The sequence below is a fragment of the Candidatus Binatia bacterium genome, from assembly GCA_036563615.1.
Taxonomy (GTDB): Bacteria; Desulfobacterota; Binatia; order UBA12015; family UBA12015; genus DATCMB01.
The window spans coordinates 422,390-443,243 of record DATCMB010000022.1 but is presented as its reverse complement, the minus strand read 5'-3'; the positions used below and the strand labels follow the sequence as shown (position 1 = coordinate 443,243).

The window sequence follows — 20,854 nt, the reverse complement described above, 5'->3', positions numbered from 1 at the left end:
CGACGCGAGCGGGTGTTAGACCGATCGGACAGGGGATGCCTTCCATCGACGAGATCCGCGGCGCCCTCTACCGCAGCGCTGCGCACCCCGGCACCGACCTTGCCGCGGCCGCGCTGCTCGTGGCCGCCGAGGAGTATCCGGACCTCGACCGCGCGCGCTACCTCGCCTTCCTCGACGACGTCGCCGAGCGCGTTCGTCGCGAGCTCGGGGACACGCCGACGCCGGACCACGCGCGGCGCGCGATGTGCGCGGAGCTCTTCGAGCGCCTCGGCTTCGCGGGCGACACCGAAGACTACTACGACCCGCGCAACAGCTACCTGAACGAGGTCATCGATCGCCGCCGCGGCATCCCGATCACGCTCGCCGTGGTCTACATCGCGGTCGGCACGCGGCTCGGCCAGCCGGTCTACGGCGTCAACGCGCCCGGCCACTTCCTCGTGCGCCACGCCGACGTGCTGCTCGATCCGTTCGCGAGCGGACGGGTCGTCGAGCGCGCGACGCTCGCGGCGTGGCTCGCGCAGATGGGGGTCGAGGACGCGGACGCGCAGGTCGCACGCCTCGTCGCAGCACCGCCCGACACGCGCGCGGTGCTCGTGCGCATCCTCGGCAACCTCAAGGCGAACCACCTGCAGCGCAAGGACTTCACGCGGGCGCTCGCGGTCGTCGACCGGCTCGTCCACCTCGATCCGACGAACCCGCTCTGGCTGCGCGATCGCGGCGCGCTCTACCAGCGGCTCGACTGCCCGCACGCCGCGGTCGCCGACTTCGAGCGCTACCTGCGGCTCGTGCCGAACGATCCCGAGGGCGACGTCATCCGCGAGGCGCTCGTCAAGCTGAAGCGCCAGGCGCCGACGCTGCAGTGAGCGCGCCGGTGGAGGTTGCGGCGGGCCTGCTGCGCGACGGCGAGCAGGTGCTCGTCTGCCAGCGGCGCGCGGACGCGAGCGCGCACCCGCTGAAGTGGGAGTTTCCGGGCGGCAAGCTCGAGCCCGGCGAGTCGCCGGAAGCGTGCCTCGAGCGCGAGCTCGCCGAGGAGCTCGGCATCCGCGTCACCGTCGGCCCGCGCATCGCGAGCGTCGAGCACGTCTACCCGAACGGGCCGTACGTGCGGGTCCACTTCTTCGCGATCACGAGCCATCGCGGTACCATCGAGAATCGGGTGTTCGAGCAGATCCGCTGGCTCCCGATCGCGCGTCTCTGCGAGCTCGACTTCCTCGCTGCCGACCGGCCGCTGATCGAGCTGCTCCGGCGACGCGAGATGCTTGACACGGCCGCCAGGCGACACATGCTCGACTCTACGGGCTCACGCCCGAGAAAGACCGACGAGGATCGATGACACAGCCGGAAGAGCTCGCACCGCAGACGTTCTTCTTCGACCGCTTCGGGCTCGACGCGCGCACGCTCGAGGCCACGCTCGGCTCCGCGCTCGCGCGCCGCGCCGACTTCGCGGACCTCTACTTCGAGTTCCGCACCGTGCAGAGCGTCGCCCTCGAAGAGGGCCTGGTGAAGAAGACGACGCACAGCGTTTCGCAAGGTGTCGGCGTGCGCGTCCTCGCCGGCGAGAAGACGGGCTACGCCTACTCCGACGAGGTGACGGCGGAGCGTCTGCAGCTCGCGGCGCAGCACGCGCGGCAGATCGCGGCTTCGGGCGCGTCGAGCACCGCGGTCGACCTGCGCCGCGGCCAGGGTGCTGCGCCGCACGACCTCTACCCGGTCGCGCCCGACGCGCTGGTGCGTCCGCTGCCCGAGCGCATCGCGCTCCTCGAGCGGGTCGACCGCGAGGCGCGCGCCTTCGACCGGCGCATCACCAACGTCATCGCGTCGCTGTCGATCGAGGACAAGCTCGTGCTGATCGCGAACTCGGCGGGCGAGCTGGTCAGCGACCGCCAGCCGCTGCTCCGCCTGCAGGTGACGTGCATCGCCGAGGATGGCGGACGACGGCACTCGGGATCGTTCGGCGGCGGCGGACGCGTCGGGTTCGAGTTCCTGCTCGGCGACGAGGAGCGCGCGCTCGCGTACGCGCGCGAGGCCGCGCGGCAGGCGGTCGTCGCGTTCGACGCGGTCGACACGCCCGCCGGGCAGATGACGGTCGTGCTCGGCCCTGGCTGGCCGGGCGTGCTGCTGCACGAGGCGGTCGGCCACGGGCTCGAGGGCGACTTCAACCGCAAGGGCACGTCGGCGTTCTCGAAGCTCATGGGCGAGCGCGTCGCGTCCGAGCTCTGCACGGTGATCGACGACGGCACCCTGCCCTCGCGCCGCGGCTCGCTCAACGTCGACGACGAGGGCACGCCGACGCGGCGCAACGTGCTGATCGAGAAGGGCCGTCTCGTCGGCTACCTGCAGGACCGCCTGAACGCGCGCCTGATGGGCGTCGCGCCGACCGGCAACGGACGGCGCGAAAGCTTCATGCACTACCCGATGCCGCGCATGACGAACACCTTCATGCTCGCGGGCGAGGACGACCCCGAGGACATCATCCGCTCGGTCGACCGCGGGCTCTACGCGGTGTCGTTCGGCGGCGGCCAGGTCGACATCACGAACGGCAAGTTCGTCTTCTCCGCGAGCGAGGCCTACCTGATCGAGGGCGGCAAGATCGGCGCGCCGGTCAAGGACGCGACGCTGATCGGCAACGGCCCGGATGTCTTGACGCGGATCACGCGCGTCGGCGCCGACTTGAAGCTCGACGAGGGCGTCGGCGTGTGCGGCAAGGACGGACAGTCGGTGCCGGTCGGCGTCGGGCTGCCGACGGTGCGCATCGACGGCATCACCGTCGGAGGGACGCGGACGTGAGCGAGCGGTCCGTGGCCCACGAGCCGGTCGACGTCGCGGCGGCGGTCGTCGAGCGCGCGCGGCGCGCGGGCGCGACCGCCTGCGACGCGGTGATGATCGAGATCGAGTCGTCGTCGACCGCGGTGCGTCTCGGCGAGGTCGAGACCGTCAAGCTGTCGCGCGAGCGTCGCCTCGGTCTGCGCTGCTTCGTCGGCCAGGCGAGTGCCGTCGCCTCGACCGCCGACCTCTCGCCCGACGCGCTCGACGCGTTCGCGAGCCAGGTGGTCGAGATGGCGCGCGCCGTGGCGCCGGATCCGCTCGCCGGGCTGCCCGATCCGTCGCTCTTCGCGCGCGACTTCCCGGAGCTCGAGATCGCCGATCCCGCGGGCCTCGAGCTGTCGCCGGAGGAGCGCGTCGAGCGTGCGCGGCGCTGCGAGGCGGCGGCGCTCGGCGCCGATCCGCGGCTCGTGAACTCCGAGGGCGCGGAGTTCGCGCTGTCCTCGTCGCACGTCGCCTACGTCTCGAGCCTCGGCTTCTCGGGCAGCTACCGCACGACGAGCTACTCGCTGTCGGTCGCGCCGGTCGCGGCGGAGAACGGCAGCATGCAGCGCGACTACTGGTACGACGCGTCGCGCTCGCTCGCGCGCCTCGCCGATCCGGAGAGCATCGGACGCAAGGCGGCGGAGCGCGCGCTGCGTCGGCTGGGCGCGAAGCAGGTGCCGACGCAGCAGGTGCCGGTGGTGTTCGATCCACAGACCGCGGCGACGCTGCTGTCGCACGTCGCGAGCGCCGCGTGCGGCGGCGCGCTCTACCGCCGTGCCTCGTTCCTGCTCGACAAGGTCGGCCAGCAGATCGCGAGCCCGCTCGTCACCATCGTCGACGACGGACGCATGCTGCGCGGCCTCGCCTCGCGCCCGTTCGACGCCGAGGGTGTCGCGACGCGACGCAACGTCGTCATCGAGCATGGCGTGCTGAAGAGCTACCTGCTCGACACCTACTCCGCGCGCAAGCTCGGGCTCGCGACGACGGGCAACGCGGCGCGCTCGGTCGGCGACGTCCCAGGTGCGAGCCCGACCAACTTCTACCTCGAGAAGGGCACGTGCACGCCCGAGGAGGTGATCGCCTCGGTCGAGCGCGGCCTCTACGTCACCGGCCTCTCCGGTTTCGGCGTGAACGGCGTCACCGGCGACTACTCGCGCGGCGCGTCGGGGCTGTGGATCGAGAACGGCAAGCTGACGCACCCCGTCGAGGAGGTGACGGTCGCGGGCAACCTGCTCCAGATGCTGCGCGACATCGAGATGGTCGCCGACGACCTCACCTTCCGCTCGAGCATCGCGTCGCCGACGATCAAGATCCGGCAGATGACCGTCGCCGGACGCTGACGCCGCCTCGCGGAGCGCGCGAAAAGCCGGATCCAGCCTGTTGCGGCGCCGTCTCCCGCCGAGTATGCGTAATCCATACGCAAAGTACGGCCCGCACGGGCCACGAAGGGACCTCCGATGAACGAAGCGAGCACGCCGTCCGCGCAGGAGCTCTACGAGAGCTTCGCTGCTCTCGGCGATCCTGCGACCTACACCCCGGAGGCGTGTGAGCGCATCGCGTCCACCGTCGCCGAGATCCAGCGGCTCAAGCGCGAGCGCCGCGCCGTGATCCTGGCGCACAACTACCAGCGGCCGGAGATCTTCGAGGTCGCGGACTTCGTCGGCGACTCGCTCGAGCTCGCGCAGAAGGCCACCACCGTCGACGCCGACGTCATCGTCTTCTGCGGCGTCCACTTCATGGCGGAGACGGCGAAGATCCTGAACCCGACGCGCACCGTGCTGCTGCCCGACCTGCGTGCCGGCTGCTCGCTCGCCGACAGCGTCGACGCCGACGAGCTCGAGGAGCGCAAGCGCGAGCTGCTCGCGATGTACCCCGACCTGCAGGTGGTCTGCTACGTCAACACCACCGCCGCGGTGAAGGCGGTGTGCGACGTCTGCTGCACGTCGGCGAACGCCGTCAAGATCGTCGAGGCGCTGCCGAGCCAGAACATCCTCTTCGTCCCCGACGAGAACCTCGCCCGCTACGTCCAGCAGAACACCAGCAAGAACATCATCGCCTGGAACGGCAACTGCTACGTGCACCACCAGATCACGCCGGAGCAGATCGAGGCCGTCCGCAAGCACATGCCGCACGTCAAGGTGCTGGTGCACCCCGAGTGCCGCGAGGACGTGATCGAGCGCGCCGACGCCGTGCTCTCGACGAGCGGCATGATCCGCTACGCGAAGGAGAGTCCCGCCACCGAGTTCCTGGTCGTCACCGAGTGCGGGCTGTCCGATCGGCTGCTGCTCGAGCTGCCGGAGAAGCGCTTCTACAAGAGCTGCAAGCTGTGCGCGTACATGAAGATGATCACGCTCGAGGACACGCTGAAGTCGCTGCAGGAGATGCGCTACCCGATCGAGCTCGACGAGGACGTGCGCGCCGGCGCCGAGCGCTCGCTGCGCCGGATGCTGGAACTCTCCGCTTGACGAAGCGCACCGCGCAGACGGTGCGCGCGAGGGCGCACCGCGACGCGACGGTCGGCGTGGCGGTCGACGTCGTCCCGCTCGCGGTCACGGACGGGAAGCTGCACGCGGCGCTCGTGCCGGTGACGAGCGGCCGTGAGCGCGGCCGCCTCGCCTTTCCGGGCGGTCGGGTGCGCGAGAGCGAGTCGCTCGACGACGCCGCGGCGCGCTGGCTCGAGCACCATCTGCCGCGCAGCGGCGCGCACGTCGAGCAGCTCTACACCTTCGGCGAGCCGGGACGCGACCCGGCGTCGCGCGTCGTGTCGGTCGCGTACCTCGCGCTGCTCGCGCAGCCGATGGAGGCGCCGGGGATCAGCTGGCACCCGTGCGACGCCCTGCCCCGCCTCGCCTACGACCACGCGACGATCGCGCGCGTTGCGATCGAGCGCCTGCGCGGCAAGCTCGCCTACACCAACCTCGCCTTCGCGCTGATCGGTCGGACGTTCACGCTCGCCGAGCTGCAGCAGGTCTACGAGGCGGTGCTCGGACGCCCGCTGGACCGCCGCAACTTCCGCAAGCGCATGCTGGCGCTCGGGCTCTTGACGCCGCTCGCCCAGACGCGGCACGGCGCACACCGCCCGGCGCGCCTCTACCGCTTCGCCGTCCGCCGCCCGATCGATCTGGCGATGGCGGGCGAGCGCGCGCACGGCTGAGCGCTTCGTCCGAGCCCGGGACGGCCCTCACGGCGCGGCCTGCGCGGTGAGCGCGCCACGCGCGAGCCGTCCTTGTCGCCGCGCCGACGTTGGCGCATACCCGACACGTGAAGACCACGACGCTCGACCTCACCACCCCGGCGCTGCTCATCGAGCGACGCGACCTCGAGCACAACCTCGCGACGATGTCGGTGGCGCTGCCGGGAGCGCGGCTGCGTCCGCACGTCAAGGCGCACAAGTGCGTGGCGCTCGCGCGCCTGCAGGCGGAGCACGGCCATCAGGCGTTCACCTGCGCGACCGTGCGCGAGGTCGAGGGGCTCGCTGCCGCCGGGCTCGGCCAGGACCTGCTGCTCGCGAACGAGCTCGCGGACGCGCGCCGGCTCGGACGGGTCGAGGCGCGCGTCACGCTCGCGGTCGACTCGCCGGAGACCATCGCCGCCGCCGCGCGCGGCGGCATCAAGGAGGTGCTGATCGACGTCAACGTCGGCCTGCCGCGCTGCGGCTGCGATCCGTCCGCGGCGGGTCGCCTCGCGGACCTCGCGCGCCGCTCCGGGCTCAGCGTGCGTGGCGTGATGGGCTACGAAGGGCACGTCGTCGGCCTCGAGGACCGCGAGCTGCGCACGCGCAAGACCGAGCAGGCGATGCAGCTCCTGCTCGCGGCGCACGCCGAGGTCGGCGGCGAGCTGATCTCCGCCGGCGGCACGGGGACGTACGACGTCAACGTGTGGGCGAGCGAGATCCAGGCGGGATCGTACGCGCTGATGGACACCGCGTACGCGCGACTCGGGCTGCCGTTCCGCCAGGCGCTGAGCGTGCTCGCGACGGTGATCTCGGTGTCGCCCGGCTACGCGGTCGCCGATTGCGGCTTGAAGGCGTTCGGGATGGACCACGGCAACCCGACGCTCGACGGCGCCAAGGTGTGGTTCTGCTCCGACGAGCACCTGACCTTCGGCCTCGACGACGAGACGCGGATCCGCGTCGAGGGCGAGCCGCCGGACGCGCCGCGCGACGCGCGCTCGCTGCGCGTCGGCGACCGCATCCGCGTGTGGCCGGCGCACGTCGATCCGACGATGGCGTACCACGAGCGCGCGTACCTCGTGGACGGCGAGCGCGTGCTCGACACGTGGGCGATCGACCTGCGCGGCTGGTGAGACCGCCAGCTTTCTCGGCGCGGAAGGCGCGTGCTACGGTTTCGGTATGCCCCCCGCCCGTCCTGCGCGCCGCCGCGTCGGGGCTCCGTTTCGCCGCAAGCCGCTGCGTCGCGGCAGCCCGGCATCGCTGAAGGACGCCCTCAGGACCTTCCTCGCGCCGCTGATCGGCGCGCTCGTCTTCCTGCTGCTCTACATCCTCGGGCTGCTCGACGTGATCGCGACCCGGCCCGCGCTCGCCGCCTGCGCGTTCTTGCTGTTCTGCATGGTGCTCTTCTTCCCGATGCGTTACGCGCACCGCTTGGCGCCGCGCCAGCGAGCCCTCGCGGCCGTGTACGGCGCCCTGTGGCTCATCGCGATGTTCTATCCCGTGCACCGACGCATCTACCCGGCCGAGCGCTGGTTCACCGTCGACGCGACGCCGGAGAACCTGCCCATCACGCTGCCGACCAGCGAGGTGCGCCGCTTCGACATGCTGATCGACGGCCACCTCTTCGCCGCCGATCCGGGCGGGGCGCGCGCCGCGCGCTACTCGATCACCCTCGATGGCGACCAGACCTCGCCGCAGACCTTCCAGGGCGAGTTCAAGCACACCTGGCAGCGCCAGCGGCAGAGCCGCAGCCAGTCGGTCGAGGTGCTGCGCGAGCGCCAGGCGACCACGGTGGTGGTCGAGAACCCGAAGCGTGAAGATCTTCGCGTCTCGGCGCTGCGCATCGACGGTCAGGCGGAGCGCAGGCTGACGCTGTCGCTGCACCCGCACCGCCTGCCGTCGTGGTGGCTCACCTTGCTGATCGGCGCAGCGCTGCTCGCCGGCGCCGTGTGGTTCGATCGTGCGACCGGAGCGGCCGACACGGCGGCGTCGCTGGTCATCGCGACCGCCGCGTCGTTCGTCGGCGCCTACACCTTCCCCAGCATCGGCTCGCCGCAGCCGACCTTCCGCGAGCTCGCGGGCGCGGCGGTGGTCGGCGCGCTCCTCGGCGGGCCGATCGGCGGCGTCGTCGCGTGGTCGACGCGGAGCCGCTCGAGCGGCCCTCGGGTGGCGTTGGGTGCGCGTGCGCGCTGAAACCGATCCGGCGCGCCGCGCGCGTCGGCCACCGCAGAGCCCCGCGGAGGAGAGCAACGGCGCACCGGACGCCGTCGCCGCGGCCGGTCTCGCGCCCGCGTCGGATCTGTCGAGCTACTCGAGCCGCCGCCTCCTGCTCGCGACCATCACCTTCGCCGTCATCGGCTTCGGCCTGCTGTTCTTCTACAGCGACGGTCGCGAGCTGCTGAACGTCGCGTCCACCATCGCGTGGCCGCGCTTGCTCGTGCCGATCGGCACGACGCTGCTCAGCTACGTGCTGATGGCGATGTCGTACGAGGGGATCGCGCGCGCCGCCGGCACGCCGATCGGCTACGTGCCGATGCTGCGCATCACCTTCGTCTCGAACATCGTCAATTACATCATTGCGACGGGCGGGCTCTCGGGCTTCGCGCTGCGGATGTTCTTCTTCCGCCAGTTCGGCATCCCGGTCGGACGCGCGGTCACGATCTCGTTCGTCCAGGGTCTGATCACGAACCTGACGCTGCTCATCTTTCTCGCGATGGGCTTCGTCTTCCTGCTCACGCACGAGTCGCTCGGCACCGCGGCGCTGGTGTCGGCGGCGGTGCTGCTCGCGCTGTTCGTCGTCGCGACGCTGCTCGCGCTGCTCCTGCTCCTGCACCGCGGCGTGCGCCGCCGCGTGCTGTTCTGGGGCCTCGAGGCGAGCCACCTCATCGCGCGCAAGGTGCTGCCCCACCATCGTACGCCGCGGCGCATCCGCCTGTGGCGGCTGCAGCTCAACATCGAGCGCGGCTTCGCCTTCATCCTCGCCAACTGGCGGCAGATGGTGCTGCCGGTGGTGTGGATCGTCCTCGACTGGATCGTGACGCTGGCCGTGCTGTGGGGCTGCTTCTGGTGCGTGCACCTGAACATCCCCTTCCCGCTGGTCACGGTGGGCTTCGCCGTCGGCATCCTGTTCTCCATGGTGTCGCTGGCGCCGGGCGGCATCGGCATCATGGAAGGATCGATGACGACGGTCTTCGTCGCGCTCGGCACGCCGATGGAGGAGACGGTGATCGCCGTGCTGCTCTTCCGCCTCGCGTACTACGGCGTGCCGTTCGTCGTGAGCCTGGCCTTCTTCCGCAGCATGCTGCGGGTCGCGCGCGGGGAGGTCGCATGAGCGCCGCGCTGCTCGCGAGCGGCCTCGCGGCCGCCCTGCTCGTCGGCTTGGGGCTCGGCGTACCGCTGCTCGGCACGGCGCACGCGGAGACCGGCACGCCGACGCCGCCCGCACCTACCCCGAGCGCGGCGCTGCGCGGCGACACCCCCGAGGCCGCGAAGCTGCGCGACGAGCTCGTGACCGAGGTCGCGCGCCGCGACCCGTGGATCTCGTCCCGCGTCCTCGACGTGCTGCGCGCGGTACCGCGGCACCTCTTCATGCCGGGCGCGGGACTCTTCGAAGCGTACGGCAACCACGCCTACCCGATCGGCCACGGGCAGACGATCTCGCAGCCGACGGTGGTCGCGATCATGACCGACGCGCTGAACCTCACCGGCCGCGAGCGCGTGCTCGAGGTCGGGACCGGGTCGGGCTACCAGGCGGCGATCCTGTCGCGGCTCGCGCGCGAGGTCTACTCGGTCGAGATCGTCGCACCGCTCGGCGAGGAGGCGCGCAAGCGGCTCGCCGACCTCGGCTTCGACAACGTCCACGTCCGCATCGGCGACGGCTACCAGGGCTGGCCGGAGAAGGCGCCGTTCGATCGCATCATCCTCACCGCGGCGCCGCCCGAGCTGCCCGCGGCGCTCGTCGAGCAGCTCGCCGACGGCGGCATCCTGGTCGCCCCGCTCGGCGAGGTCGACCAGATGCTCTACCGCTGGACCAAGCGCGGCGGGACGCTGACCCGCGAGAGCCTCGGCGCCGTGCGCTTCGTGCCGATGGTTCCCGCATCGCCGGACGAGTCGCCGGAGGACTGACGACGCTGCGCGACGCCCGCCGCGTCGCGCACGCCGGCCACGGTTCGATCGATCGCTTGCCAGACGGAGCACGATCGAGGACAGTGCCGGGCGCATGAGCTCGCGAGGGCCCCTGTTCGCCGCGCTCGACTACGGCACCGGCGGCGCGAAGTGCGCGCTGTTCGACGTCGAGGGACGCTGCGTCGCCTGCGTGCGCGAGCCGTGGACCTACACCGAGGTCGCGCACCCCAACGAGGAGCTCGGCCGCGGCTACGCGTTCGATCCCGACGCGTTCTGGGCCGCGGTCGCGCGCTGCACGCGCCAGGCGATCGCCGAGGCCGGCGTCGACGCCCGAGAGATCGCCGGCGTCGCGACCACCGCCCAGCGCCTCGGCACCGTCTTCCTCGACGCGCACGGACGCGAGATCTACGCGGCACCCAACATCGACGGACGCGGCTTCGCCGGCGCGCTCGAGGTGATGGGCAAGCTCGACATGGAGACCGGCGTGCGCATCACCGGGCACTGGCCGCCGTTCGTGTCGTCGCTCGCGCGCCTGGTCTCGCATCGCGCCGTCGGCGGCGCCGAGGTCGCGCACGTGCTGACGCTCAACGACTGGCTCTCCTACCGGCTCTGCGGAGCGCTGGTGTCGGAGCCGTCGAACGCGTGCGAGTCGCTGTTCCTCGACGTCTCCGCGCGGCGCTGGAGCGAGGAGCTGCTCGCCGCGCTCGACGTCCCGCAGAGCGTGCTGCCGCCGATCGTCGAGCCGGCGACGCGGATCGGCGAGGTGAGCGCTGCCGCCGCGGAGCAGACCGGGCTCGCCGCCGGCACGCCGGTGTTCGCCGGCGGCGGCGACACGCAGTGCGCGCTCCTCGGCTCGGGCGTCGTCGAGCCCGGCGAGGCGGGCGCGGTGCTCGGCACGACGACGCCGGTGATGGCGGCGACCGTGCGCCCGGTCCTCGATCCTGCCGGACGCCTGTGGACCGGCTGCCACGTCGTCCCCGAACGCTGGACGCTCGAGAGCAACGCCGGCGACACCGGCATCGCCTACGAGTGGCTGCTCGAGGTGATGGGGCTCGCCGGCGACGGCGCGTTCGCCGAGGCCGAGGCGGCGATGGCCGGGCGCGGCGCCGCGCCGCCGCCCGTGTTCTCCGTCGCCGGGCCGCAGATCTGGGACCTGCTCGCCTACAAGCCGAACCAGGGGCTCGGCCTCGTCTTCCCGCTGCCGCCCTTCACGCAGCGCCCGGCGCGCGGCGACTTCCTCGCCGCGTTCCTGCTCAACGTCGCGTGCGCGATCCGCGCCAACCTCGAGCAGGTCGAGGCGGTGCTCGGCACGCCGGTCGAGAGCGTGACGCTCTCCGGCGGCATGACGCGCAGCGCGGCGCTGCTGCGCATGTTCGCCGCGCTGCTGCCGCGGCCGCTGCGCGTCTCGGAGGACGCGAACGCGACCGCGCTCGGCGCCGCCGTGCTCGCCGCCGCAGGACAGGGCGCGTACGGCTCCGTCGCAGAGGCGACCGCCGCGATGGTCCGCAAGCGCGAGCTGCCGCGCGACGTGGCGCTCAGCGCGGACTACGAGGCGTACTACGCTCGCTGGCGCGGGTTGTACGACGCGGTGCGGGAGCTGCCCGTCTAGTCCCGGCCTCCGGACGCGGCGGCGCCGGCCGCTCGCCCAGCGGGCGTCGTCCGGCGACCGCGTGGCGCAGCGCGAGGACCTCGCGCGGCGTGAGCTCACGGATCTCGCCGACCCGTAGCGAGCCCAGGCGGAGCGGTCCGATCGCGATGCGCGAGAGCTTGTCGACCGGATGGCCGATCGCCTCGCACATCCTTCGTACTTGACGCTGGCGTCCCTCGCGGATCGCGATGCGCAGGCGCGTCTTGTTCGGCAGCAGCGACTCGACGGTGACCTCGGCGGGCGCGGTCATGCCGTCGGCGAGACGCACGCCGCGGCGCAGGCGCTCGAGCGCCGCCTCGTCGGGTCGGCCGCGCACCTTGACGCGGTAGACCTTGGGAACCTGGTAGCGCGGGTGGGTCAGCCGCTGCGCGAGCTCGCCGTCGTTGGTCAGCAGCACGAGGCCGCTCGACTCGTAGTCGAGGCGTCCGACCGGGAAGACGTGCTCGCGCAGCCCGCGCACGACGTCGCCGATCGCGGGCCTGCCCTCGGGATCGGACATCGTGCTCACGACGCCGACCGGCTTGTGGTACGCGAAGTACTGCAGCCTGCGCGGAACCGCGGCGCGGCCGTCAACCGTGATCCGGTCCCGGCTCGGGTCCGCCTTCGCCCCCAGCTCCTGGACCACCCGGCCGTTCACCCTCACCCGACCCTCCCGGATCAGGTCCTCCGCCGCCCTCCGCGACGCGATCCCCGCCTGGCTCAAGATCTTCTGCAGTCGCTCCGTCCGCGTCCGCATCGGAGGGCTCTCCCTCGTCGCCCTGCTCCACCGGCTCGGCCTGCTCGGCCTCCTCGCCCTGCTCGCCAGCATCGGCTTCCTCGATCAGGCGTGCAAGCGCCGCCGGCTCGGGCAGCTCCGGCAGCTCGGAGAGATCCTTCAAGCTGAAGAGCTCGAGGAAATTCGTCGTCGTGCCGTACTCGACCGGACGCCCGGGCGACATGCGGCGGCCGACGACCTGGATCAGACCACGCGTCAAGAGCGCGCCCAGCACCGCGTCGCAGTTGACGCCGCGCACGGCCTCCACCTCGCCGCGCGTCACCGGCTGGCGGTAGGCGACGATGGCGAGCGTCTCGAGGATCGCGCGCGACAGACGCGGCGGCTTCTCCGCGAAGAAGCGCCGCACCCACGGCGCGCACTCGACGCTCGAGCGCAGCTGGAAGCCGCCTGCGGTCTCGATGAGACGGATGCCGCGCTGGTCGTTCTCGAGCGACGCGCGCAGCTCGTCGAGCGCCTCGCTCACCGCGGCGCGCGGCCAGGCGCCGAGCACGCGCACGAGGCGCGTGAGCGGCAGCGGCTCGGCGGTCGCGAACAGCACCGCCTCGAGGATCGTGCGCAGCGGCGGCACGTCGCTCGCGTCCGGGGTGGCGTCGTCGCCGTCGTCGGCCTGCTCGCCGCTCGCGTTCGAGGACGCGTCGGCGTCGGCGCCGTCGGCCTGGTCGGCGTGCGCGCCGTCCGTGGGCTCGGATTCCGCGCCGTCCGCGTGCGCGCCGTCGGTCTGCTCGCTCTCCTCGCCGTCCGCCTGCGCGGTCTCCGCGTCGTCGTCGGACTCGTCCTCGTCCTCTGCGTCGGTGACGTCCTCCGCGTCGGAGTCGTCCTCTGCCTCGACGTCGTACTCCGCGTCGGCGTCCTCCTCCGCGAAGGCGTCCTCGTCGTCGACCTCGTCCTCGGCGTCGGCGCCCTCGTCGTCCGTGTCCGCGGCGCCTTCCTCGTCGGCGTCCTCGGCGCCCGCCTCGACCGCCTCGGGCGCGGACTCCTCGCCGCCCGCGGACGCGGCCGCCGCACGCTCCTGCTCGGTCGCGGCCTCGTTCTCGGGGGACTCGTGCTCGCTCGACCCGCTCATCCGTACGCTCCCTCGAAGTCGACCGTCAGCACGCTGTCCGGATCGATGTCACGCAGGAGCTCCACCTGGATCTCGCCGTACGCCGTCTCCTGCGTCGCCATCAGCGCACCGATCTTGATCAGCTCGAGGATCGCGAGGAACGTCACGATGATGCGGCGGCGCGACGCATCGGGCGGGAAGAGGTCCTCGAAGGTCGCGCGGCGCACGGTGCGCAGCTGCTCGAGGACGAGCTCGAGGCCGTCGCGCAGGCTGACCCGCTCCTGCGCCACCCGGTGCACCGGCTGGTTGGCGCGCCGGTTCAGCACCCGCTGCAGCGCGAGCAGCAGGTCGCCGACGCTCACCGGCCGCATCGGCTCGACGAACTCGCCCGGCGCGTGCTCGACCACCGTGCGGCGGAACACGTCGCGGCCCAGCACCGGACGCTGCGCGAGCGCCGCCGCGACCTTCTGGAAGCGCTCGTGCTCGATCAGCTGCTGGATGAGCTGCGCCTCGGGATCGAGCGGCTCCTCGTCCTCGAACTCGTCGCGCTCCTCGGGCGGCAGCAGCGCGCGCGACTTCAGGTAGATCAGCGTCGCCGCCATGACCAGGAACTCGCCCGCGATGTCGAGGTTCAGCTCGCGCGCGGCGGACAGGTACGCGAGGTACTGGTCGGTGACCTGCGAGACGCGGATCTCGTAGAGGTCGACCTCGTGCTTCTTGATGAGGTGCAGCAGCAGGTCGAGCGGGCCCTCGAAGCTGTCGAGCTTGACGGTGTACTGCTCGGCCGCCGCCCCTGCGCCGATCGTGCTCATCGCGCTCATCCGCTCCCCCCTCGCGCCTCCTACCACATTCCGCGCGCGCGTGAACCCTGCGCGGTCCTCAGCCGACGAGGCCCATCGCCGCGCGCACCTCTTCCATCGTGCGCCGGGCGATCTCGCGTGCGCGCGCGGTCCCGGCCTCGAGGACGTCGCGCACGTAGCCCTTGCGCGCGGCGAGCTCGGCGCGCCGCTCGCGGTGCGGCGCCAGGTCGGCGAGCACGTGCTTGATCATGATCCGCTTGCACTCGACGCAGCCGATGCCGGCCGTCGTGCAGCCGCGCGTGACGTAGTCGATCTCGTCGGGCGTGCAGTACACCTGGTGCAGGTTGAACGCCGGGCAGTCCTTGGGATCGCCCGGATCGGTGCGGCGCACGCGGCGCGGATCGGTCGCCATGCGCTCGAGCCGCTTCTGGATCGACTCCGGCTCCTCGTCGAGGAAGATCGCGTTGCCGTAGCTCTTGCTCATCTTGCGGCCGTCGGTGCCGGGCACCTTCGGCGTCGGCGACAGCAGCGCCTGCGGCTCGGGCAGGACCTCGCCGTAGAGGTGGTTGAAGCGGCGCGCGATCTCGCGGGTCAGCTCGACGTGCGGCACCTGGTCGACCCCGACCGGCACGAAATGGGCCTTGTAGAGCAGGATGTCCGCCGCCTGCAGCACGGGGTAGCCGAGGAAGCCGTAGGTCGAGAGGTCGCGGTCCTGGAGCTGCTCCTTCTGCTCCTTGTACGTCGGGTTGCGCTCGAGCCACGGCACCGGCGTGATCATGCCGAAGAGCAGCGCCAGCTCGGCGTGCTCGAGGATCGACGACTGGCGGAAGATCACGCAGCGCTCGGGGTCGATGCCTGCGGCGAGCCAGTCGAGCACCATGTCGTCGACGAACGGCGGCACCTTCGCGGGGTGCTCGTAGTCGGTCGTCAGGACGTGCCAGTCGGCGACGAAGAAGTGGCAGTCGTACTGGTCCTGCAGGGAGACCCAGTTGCGCAGCGTGCCGAGCAGGTGGCCGAGGTGCAGCTTGCCCGTCGGCCGCATGCCGCTCACCACCACCTTCCGTCCGCCGCCCGTCGCTGCCGTCACTCGCGCTCCTCCCCGACCCTCGCCCGTCGCGCCGCCGCGCGGACCCGCTCGCGCGGATGGTGCGCGGCGTGGACCTGGCGCAGGTGCGCGCGGCTCAGGTGCGTGTAGATTTCCGTGGTCGCGATGTTCGCATGCCCGAGCAGGGTCTGCACCACGCGCAGGTCGGCGCCGCGCTCGACCATGTGGGTCGCGAACGCGTGCCGCAGCCCGTGCGGCGAGAGCGGGGCGTCGATGCCGGCGCGCGCCGCGAGCCGGCGCACGAGCGCGAACACCGCCTGGCGCGTGAGCCGCTTGCCGCGCGGCGAGAGGAACGCCTCGGGCGCGCGTCCGCCGCGGGCGAGCCGCGGCCGCTCGTGCTCGAGGTAGCGCGCGAGCGCCGCGCATGCCGGACGTCCGAGCGGCACGACGCGCTCCTTGTCGCCCTTGCCGAGGACGCGCAGCGCGCGCTCCTCGAGGAAGATGCAGTCGACGCGCAGCGAGATCGCCTCGCTCACGCGCACGCCGGCCCCGTAGAGCACCTCGAGCAGCGCCTGGTCGCGCAGCGGCGTCGGCGTCGCCGCGGCGGCTTCGAGCAGCTTCGGCACGTCGGACGCGCCGAGCGTCGCCGGCAGCCGGCGCGGCAGCCGCGGCTGGCGCAGGTCCGAGACCGGGCTGTCCGGGATCACGCGCTCCGCGACCGCGAAGCGGAAGAGCCCGCGCAGCGCCGACAGACGCCGCGCCTGCGAGCGGGCGCCGACGCCGCGCTCGGCCTCCGCGGCCTGGAAGGCGAGCACGGTCTCGCGCGTCACGCGCGCCACGTCCTCGATGCCGAAGCGGGCGCGGACGAACGCCGCGAAGCGCGCGAGGTCCGCGGCGTAGGCGGCGTAGGTGTGCGGCGAGACGCCGACCTCGCCGCGCAGCCGCGCGAGGAAGCGGTCGATCAGCTCGTCGAGCGTCACGCGCCCGCGGCCGGCGCGGCGGCCTCCGCGCCGCTCTCGGTCTCGTCGCGCAGCGCGGCGCCGACCTGAGCCTCGATCTCCGCGATCCGCTGCGACTTCGTCCCGTCCGACTCGGTGACGTAGAAGACGTCGAGCACCTGGTCGACGTTGGTCGAGATCTTCGCCAGGTGGATGTCGAGCCCGAGCGCGTAGAGCGCCTGCGCGATCCGGTAGAGGATGCCGATCCGGTCGTGCGTGTAGACGTCGACCACGGTGTAGTTCTCGGAGGCGTCGTTGCTCACCTCGACCCGGGTCGGGACGCGCAGCGGCCGCTTGCGGTCGAGCAGCCCCGGACGCGCGGCCTGCGCCATCACCTCGCCGAGGTCGCGGCGGCCGGCGAGCACGTCGTCGAGCAGCTCGCGCGTCTTCTGCCAGCGCTCGTCGTCGAGCGCCGCCTCGCGGCGCTCGAGGTGCGACACGCGGAAGGCGTCGAGCGCGATGCCGTCGCTCGAGGTCGCGATGCGCGCTCCGACGATGTTCATGCCGCGCGCCGCGAGCACGCCGGTCAGGATCGCGAACAACCCGGGGCGGTCCTTGGTCGCGACGGTGAACTCGCTGAACTCGTACGCCGGATTGTGCGTGACGCTGGTCGCGAGACCTTGCTCGCGCGCCTGGCGCACGAGCGTCGCGTGGTCCGCCATCAGCGTCTCGGGCGTGGTGAGGAAGTAGATGTCCGGCATGCTCTCCGCGAAGCGCGCGAACTCCTGCGCCGCCTGCTCGCCGCGGGTCTTGCGCGTCTCGGCGAGCACGCGCTCGCGGATGCGCGCGATGCGCTCTTGACGGTCCTCCGGCTCGAGCCCGCGCGCGAACGCCTCCGTGACGCGCAGGTACGTCTCGGAGAGCAGCATGTCCTTCCAGTTGTTCCAGACCTTGGGGCCGGTAGCCCGCATGTCGGCGTAGGTCAGCAGGTAGAGGCGCTTCAGCGTGTCGGTCGTGCCGACGAGCTGCGCGAACTCGCGGATCAGCTTGTCGTCGTGGATGTCGCGCCGCTGCGCGAGGTGCGACATGACGAGGTGGTTGCGCACCAGGAACTCGAGCTCCTTGGCGTCGTCCTCGTTGAGCTTGAGGCGCGCGGCGAGGTCGCGCGCGAACACCGCGCCCTTCTCGGAGTGTCCGCCGCCGAGCCCCTTGCCCGAGTCGTGCATCATCATGCCGAGGAAGAGCAGCTCGACCTTGTCGACCTCGCGCATCACCTGCGTCAGCAGCGGCGACGCGTCGGCGTGCTCGCCCATGCGCAGCCGCTCGAGCTCGCGGATGCCCATCAGCGAGTGCTCGTCGACGGTGTAGATGTGGTAGAGGTCGTGCAGCACGAGGCAGCGCAGGTGCTCCCACTCGGGGATGATGCGCGACAGCACGCCGAGCTTGTGCATCTCGTGCAGCGTCTCGTAGACGCGGTACGGCGAGCGCAGGATCTGGATGAACGCCGAGACGACGCGATCGTCGGTGCGCTCGGCGTCGCCGAGACGCCAGGCGTTGTTGCGGATCAGGTCGGCGAGCGCGGACGACAGCTTGACCGCGTGGCGCTGCGAGTCGACGAACAGCCGCACGAGCTCGGTCGGGTTCTCCTCGAAGATCTCGCGATTCGTGACCGCGAGCTCGCCCGCGACGATCTGCACGCCCGGACGGATCGTGCGCGCCATCATGCGCCCGATCAGGCGGTAGGGGCGCGGCGGGTTCACCGAGCGGTCGATGATCGCCTGCGCGAAGCGCGTCACCGTCGACGCCTGCAGGTAGTAGTCCTTGAGGAAGCGCTCCACCGGCTTGAGGCCGCCGTTCTCCGACGCCGTGTAGCCGAGGTTCTCCGCCACCATCTCCTGCAGCTCGAAGGTGAGCTGGTCCTGGTGCGAGCCGGAGAGGAAGTGCATCGCGTTGCGCACGCGGAACAGGAAGTCGCGCGCGTGCTCGATCTCGGCGAGCTCGTTCGCGTTCATCACGCCCTTCACCGCGAGCTCGCGCAGGCTCGCGACCTTGAATTTGATCTTGGCGATCCACAGCGCCGTGTGCAGGTCGCGCAGGCCGCCCTGCCCTTCCTTGATCTGCGGCTCGAGCAGGTAGACCGAGTCGCCGTACTCGTGGTGGCGCGCGTCGCTCTCGGCGAGCTTCTCGCGGAAGAACTTCGCCGTGCCGCGCGGCTTGATCTCACGCTCGAGCGCGCGCTCGAACTCCTCGGCGAGCGGACGGTCGCCGCAGACGTAGCGCGCGTCGATCAGCGCGGTCTTGATCTTGAGGTCCGTCGCCGCGAGCCGCACGCACTCGCGCACGTTGCGCACCGCGAAGCCGACCTGCAGGCGCGTGTCCCACAGGGTGTAGAGGATCGTCTCGTTGACGGTCTCGACGTAGGGCGTGACCTTGTGCGGGTAGAGAAACAGCAGGTCGATGTCGGAGTACGGGTTGAGCTCGCCGCGCCCGTAGCCGCCCTGCGCGAGCACCGCGCAGCGCTGGTCGAGCTGCACGTAGCGTCGGCGGTAGGCCGCCGTCGCCGCCTCGTAGAGGAACTCGATGAGGCGGTCGATCGCGCCGGTCAAGCGCTCGACGACGTCGACGCCGCTCGCGCCCGCGTCGTGCCAGCGACGCAGCGCCTCGCGCGTCTCGGTGACGAAGTCGCGCGCCGTCGTGCGCAGGTCCTCGGCCTCGGCGGGGTCCGGCAGCGTCGGCAGCGCGGGGGGCTCGAGCGAGCGCGGCGGCGTCTCGGTGGCCGTCGCCGGCCCTATGCGGCTCGTCTCGAGCATCTGCGGGTTCTACAGGTTGGCGTTCGCGGTCTCGCTCGCGAAGAAGCGACGAATACCCTCGGCGATCCCCTCGGCAACGTCAATCTGGTAGCGCCGCGCGGCGATCCGCTGGCCTTCCGTCTCGTTGGTGAGGAACGCCGTCTCGACCAGGATACACGGCATGTAGGCGCCGACGAGGACGTAGAACGGCCCCTTCTTGACGCCGAGGTTCTGGACCCCCTTCCATCGCTGACGAAGATAGCTGACGAGGCTGTTCTGCACAGCCCGGGCCGCGGCGACGGACTCGTCCTCCTTCCCGGTCTGCACGAGGTCGCTCAGGATGTAGGCCAGGTCGGGCTCGCTCGGCGTGGCGCCGGTGAACGCGAGCCCGTTCTCGAGCGCGGCGAGCCGGATCGTGGCGCGGTCGTCGGTGTTGTTGAGCGTGTAGGTCTCGATGCCGGCGAGCTGCGGGTTCTCGCTCGCGTTGGCGTGCACGGAGACGAACAGATCGGCGCCATTCGCATTCGCGATGGCGGTGCGCTCCTCGAGCGAGACGTAGGTGTCGTCGGTGCGCGTCAGCACGACGCGGATGTTCGGGTCGCGCGACAGGCTCTCTGCGACCAGCTTCGACACCGCGAGCGTGATGTTCTTCTCCACCTCGCCGGTGACGCCGCGCGCGCCGGGGTCCTTGCCGCCGTGCCCGGGATCGATCACCACCGTCCACACCGTGGGCGTCGGCAGCGGGCGCGGCGCGCGAGCGGCGTCGCCCTTCCTGCGCGGGGCACGGCGCGCGGCGTCCGTGCGGGCGACGGCCGCGACCTCCGTCGCCCGCTTCTCGTCCGACTCGGATCCTTTCTCCGCGGCGGCCTCGCTCTCGGGGCGGGCCGGCGCCGGAGCGGGCTTCGCCGCGCGCTCCTTCGCGCGCGGCGTCTCGGCGTCCGTCGGCGCCGCGGCCAGCACGACGGGTGACGGCGCGGGCTCGCGGCGCGTGGCCGGCGTCGCCTGCGCCACGGCGGGCGCCGGCGTCGCCGCCGGCGAGGGCGCGGGCGACGCGCTCGCGACCTCGGTGGCGGGCGGCTTCGCCTCTCTCCCTTCCTCCGGCTTCGCGACCGTCGCGTCCGACGGCTTCTCGTCGGTCGCACCCGGCTTCGCGTCCTTCCCGACCGGCGGCTTCGCCTCCGCTGCGGGCGGCGGCGGCGCGGCGGCCACGCGCTCGGTGTCCTCGAGCCGTTGCTTGACGGCGACGTGCTGGCGCGCGTCGCGGCGACGCAGCGACAGCAGGAGCCGCGGCGGGCGCTCGCTCGTGCTGACCTCGAACAGCGCCGGGCTCGTCAGGTCGACCACGACGCGCACGGTCTGGGCGTCGAACTGCCCGACACGGATGCGCTGCGCGAGCACGTCCTCGACCGGCTGGGCGCGCACGATGTCCTTGCCGATCACGGCCGGACGGAGGTCGACGTAGGCGCGCGGCGGCAGCCCGGCGGCGGGGTCGGCGCCGGCGACGTGCGTGCTGTAGTCGACGGTGCCGCGCACGCCGATCACCAGGCGTCCGCGCCCGTCGACCGTCTCCCAGGCGATGCGCTCGACGGTCGCCCGCGGCGCGCTCGGCGCCTGCGCGCCGCCCGCCTGCTGCGCGCCGGCAACGCCCGCGACGCCCGCGACGACCAGCAGCACACCGAGGATCGCGATCGAGGCCAGGCGACGCACGTCCG

At 72.1% G+C, this 20,854-nt stretch carries 18 protein-coding genes; 11 read left to right on the top strand and 7 right to left on the bottom strand.

Annotated elements, in window-relative coordinates; translation table 11 throughout:
- The first annotated feature begins 35 nt into the window (after positions 1–35).
- From VIS07_20515 to VIS07_20465, 11 genes are all read left to right on the top strand, one after another.
- Positions 36–863 (top strand): tetratricopeptide repeat protein, encoded by an 828-nt coding sequence (locus VIS07_20515; protein ID HEY8517902.1) that lies wholly within the window; start codon positions 36–38, stop codon positions 861–863.
- Positions 860–1,333 carry a (deoxy)nucleoside triphosphate pyrophosphohydrolase gene (locus tag VIS07_20510; GenBank protein ID HEY8517901.1) on the top strand — a complete coding sequence of 158 codons (474 nt, stop codon included), beginning with the start codon at positions 860–862 and terminating at the stop codon, positions 1,331–1,333. Before VIS07_20515 ends, VIS07_20510 begins: the two co-directional genes overlap by 4 nt.
- Positions 1,330–2,787: a metalloprotease TldD gene (tldD, locus tag VIS07_20505; GenBank protein ID HEY8517900.1), complete on the top strand. Its 1,458-nt coding sequence runs from the start codon at positions 1,330–1,332 to the stop codon at positions 2,785–2,787. The genes VIS07_20510 and tldD overlap by 4 nt, the downstream gene beginning before the upstream one ends.
- Positions 2,784–4,148, top strand: coding sequence for a TldD/PmbA family protein (locus VIS07_20500; GenBank protein HEY8517899.1), 1,365 nt, complete (start codon positions 2,784–2,786; stop codon positions 4,146–4,148). Before tldD ends, VIS07_20500 begins: the two co-directional genes overlap by 4 nt.
- A gap of 117 nt (positions 4,149–4,265) precedes the next feature.
- Entirely contained in the window at positions 4,266–5,273 is a 1,008-nt protein-coding gene (gene nadA, locus VIS07_20495; GenBank protein ID HEY8517898.1) for a quinolinate synthase NadA, read from the top strand.
- The gene (locus VIS07_20490; protein ID HEY8517897.1) at positions 5,270–5,962 is read left to right on the top strand and encodes an NUDIX domain-containing protein; all 693 of its coding nucleotides are present in this window, start codon (positions 5,270–5,272) and stop codon (positions 5,960–5,962) included. The genes nadA and VIS07_20490 overlap by 4 nt, the downstream gene beginning before the upstream one ends.
- A gap of 107 nt (positions 5,963–6,069) precedes the next feature.
- The gene (locus tag VIS07_20485; protein HEY8517896.1) at positions 6,070–7,113 is read left to right on the top strand and encodes an alanine racemase; all 1,044 of its coding nucleotides are present in this window, start codon (positions 6,070–6,072) and stop codon (positions 7,111–7,113) included.
- A 46-nt stretch (positions 7,114–7,159) separates the two neighbouring features.
- Positions 7,160–8,173, top strand: a complete 1,014-nt coding sequence (locus tag VIS07_20480; GenBank protein ID HEY8517895.1) for a hypothetical protein — start codon at positions 7,160–7,162, stop codon at positions 8,171–8,173.
- Entirely contained in the window at positions 8,163–9,311 is a 1,149-nt protein-coding gene (locus VIS07_20475; GenBank protein ID HEY8517894.1) for a lysylphosphatidylglycerol synthase transmembrane domain-containing protein, read from the top strand. The genes VIS07_20480 and VIS07_20475 overlap by 11 nt, the downstream gene beginning before the upstream one ends.
- Positions 9,308–10,105, top strand: coding sequence for a protein-L-isoaspartate(D-aspartate) O-methyltransferase (locus VIS07_20470; GenBank protein HEY8517893.1), 798 nt, complete (start codon positions 9,308–9,310; stop codon positions 10,103–10,105). Before VIS07_20475 ends, VIS07_20470 begins: the two co-directional genes overlap by 4 nt.
- Positions 10,106–10,199: 94 nt before the next feature.
- Positions 10,200–11,714, top strand: coding sequence for an FGGY-family carbohydrate kinase (locus VIS07_20465; GenBank protein ID HEY8517892.1), 1,515 nt, complete (start codon positions 10,200–10,202; stop codon positions 11,712–11,714).
- On the opposite strand, the gene VIS07_20460 is transcribed toward VIS07_20465, so the two are convergent.
- The 7 genes from VIS07_20460 to VIS07_20430 all read right to left on the bottom strand — a co-directional run bounded on the left by VIS07_20460 (position 11,641) and on the right by VIS07_20430 (position 20,849).
- Positions 11,641–12,441 (bottom strand): pseudouridine synthase, encoded by an 801-nt coding sequence (locus VIS07_20460; protein ID HEY8517891.1) that lies wholly within the window; start codon positions 12,439–12,441, stop codon positions 11,641–11,643. The genes VIS07_20465 and VIS07_20460 overlap by 74 nt on opposite strands.
- A complete protein-coding gene (scpB, locus tag VIS07_20455; protein ID HEY8517890.1) occupies positions 12,323–13,591 on the bottom strand; it encodes an SMC-Scp complex subunit ScpB in 1,269 nt (422 codons plus the stop codon). The genes VIS07_20460 and scpB overlap by 119 nt, the downstream gene beginning before the upstream one ends.
- Positions 13,588–14,382: a segregation/condensation protein A gene (locus VIS07_20450; protein HEY8517889.1), complete on the bottom strand. Its 795-nt coding sequence runs from the start codon at positions 14,380–14,382 to the stop codon at positions 13,588–13,590. The genes scpB and VIS07_20450 overlap by 4 nt, the downstream gene beginning before the upstream one ends.
- A gap of 67 nt (positions 14,383–14,449) precedes the next feature.
- Positions 14,450–15,457, bottom strand: coding sequence for a tryptophan--tRNA ligase (gene trpS, locus VIS07_20445; GenBank protein ID HEY8517888.1), 1,008 nt, complete (start codon positions 15,455–15,457; stop codon positions 14,450–14,452).
- Positions 15,454–16,395 carry a tyrosine recombinase gene (locus VIS07_20440; GenBank protein ID HEY8517887.1) on the bottom strand — a complete coding sequence of 314 codons (942 nt, stop codon included), beginning with the start codon at positions 16,393–16,395 and terminating at the stop codon, positions 15,454–15,456. The genes trpS and VIS07_20440 overlap by 4 nt, the downstream gene beginning before the upstream one ends.
- On the bottom strand, positions 16,392–19,163 hold the full coding sequence (glnD, locus tag VIS07_20435; GenBank protein ID HEY8517886.1) for a [protein-PII] uridylyltransferase: 2,772 nt from the start codon (positions 19,161–19,163) through the stop codon (positions 16,392–16,394). The genes VIS07_20440 and glnD overlap by 4 nt, the downstream gene beginning before the upstream one ends.
- A gap of 9 nt (positions 19,164–19,172) precedes the next feature.
- Positions 19,173–20,849, bottom strand: coding sequence for an N-acetylmuramoyl-L-alanine amidase (locus tag VIS07_20430; protein HEY8517885.1), 1,677 nt, complete (start codon positions 20,847–20,849; stop codon positions 19,173–19,175).
- Between the last annotated feature and the right edge of the window lie 5 nt (positions 20,850–20,854).